The organism is Nocardia nova (assembly GCF_002933465.1).
GTDB classification, from domain to species: Bacteria; Actinomycetota; Actinomycetes; order Mycobacteriales; family Mycobacteriaceae; genus Nocardia; species Nocardia nova_B.
Genome location: NZ_PSZE01000086.1, coordinates 1 through 1,609 on the forward strand (window position 1 = coordinate 1; position 1,609 = coordinate 1,609).

Consider the following 1,609-nt stretch of genomic DNA (forward strand, 5'->3'; position numbering starts at 1 on the left):
CCTCGATCCACCGACAGGGTCTGTGGGTTTGTCTGCGCGCCTGCGGCGTGCAGACAACCGTTCCCGGGCGTGGGGTAGCCGCTGGTCTGCCCAGCTTTTCCACTGTTGTTCCTGGTCGTAGGGGTGGGGAGGGCTGTTCAGGTGATCAGGACGGTGGTGGCCTGCCAGAGTTGTTGCCAGGCAGTAGTCCAGGGCCAGTGGGCGGGTAGGTGCAGCACGGGTTTGCGCTGCGGGCGGGTGAGACGAGCAGGAACCGCGATGATCTTGCGGCGCAGGGTGGCGCCGCGGGCTCTGCCCAGGACCGGGCCGGCCAGGGCGCCAGCCGCGCGCAGCAGGTTGTGGGCGATCGCCGCGCACAACACCCAGGCGGAATTCGCGCCGAAACGTCCCGAGGGCATGTGAGCGAGGGGTCCGTCGATGAGGTCGGCGAACACGGTTTCGATGATGGCGTGGCGGCGGTGGGTGATATCGGCGTCGATGGTGGGTTCATCGGAGTCGGTGAAGAAGGGGTGGTATCGCCAGACCGGGAACAGTTCGTCCTGTCGGGCGGCGTCGCGGACACGCCGCACGATCAGCCTGGCAGTGACCGCATCGGGTTTGGAAGCAAAAGCGGTATAAGGGATTTCGGCGACCTCGGCATCGGATATCCACTCACCGGTGTCCGGATCGCGGACCGCGCCGGGGTATCTCACCGGAGTCCACGCGTCCTCGCTGATCGCTGCGATCGCCCGCTGCACGGCACGGTTCTTCGTCAATACCAGCGAGAACCGGACACCCACGCGGCGGCACGCACCAACGACCGAGCGGGTGCCGTAGGCCGAATCGCCACGGACCAGGATCTCACCGGTGACACCGGCCGCCCGCGCGGTGGCGACAGCTTGGGCGACCATCCGGCCTGCGCCTTTGCCCGACCCGGTCTTCCCGGCCCGCAACCGCATCCCGGCGATCACCGGCGCCGCGAGATCGGTGCTGATCGTGGTGGCCAGCGGTGAAAGCCCTTTCCGCAGAATCGCTTTCCCCGAGATCTTGGTGTGACCGTAGCAGGCGCCCTGCTTGGCATACCCATACACCGGCCGCAGCAGCGAGTCGATATCCACGAACGCCCGCACACCGGCGCCCGGCAGCAGCTCCACCCGCCGGCACAGCTGGGCAAGATGCCCGCGCAACACCGCCTCGAGCTGGCGCGCGTGACCGAAGGTGAACTCCCGCAACAACGTTCCAATCGTCGAGGGCGCATACACGCGATCGAAAACCACCTTCATCCCGCCGCTGCGCAGCACCCCGACATCGTCGATGCTGTCCGCGCCCGAACACATCCCCGCGATCAATGTGGCCAGCTTCGGCGCCGGATTCGCCGCCCCCGACTTGATTCGCGGCGCAGTAATCGACACCCTCTCCGCCAGCGCCTCGACCAGCCCCGTTTGCTCGGCCAGCCGCATCACCGGCACCAGCCCGGCCAGTGACACCAAATTCTCATCATCGAACACCGCCGACTCCGCAGCGAACCTATGCGAAACTTGCACCCGAAGTGTCCTTCTGAACCGGACCGATCATTGCCTAGACAACAGTGATCATCCCAGCTCGAAGGGCACTTTCTCATTCACGGCAC

1 protein-coding gene is annotated in these 1,609 nt (G+C 66.3%); it reads right to left on the reverse strand.

Annotation, left to right across the window (positions count from 1 at the left end):
* Positions 1–137 precede the first annotated feature (137 nt).
* Entirely contained in the window at positions 138–1,523 is a 1,386-nt protein-coding gene (locus C5E41_RS32930) for an IS1380 family transposase (RefSeq protein WP_104379554.1), read from the reverse strand.
* Positions 1,524–1,609: the final 86 nt, after the last annotated feature.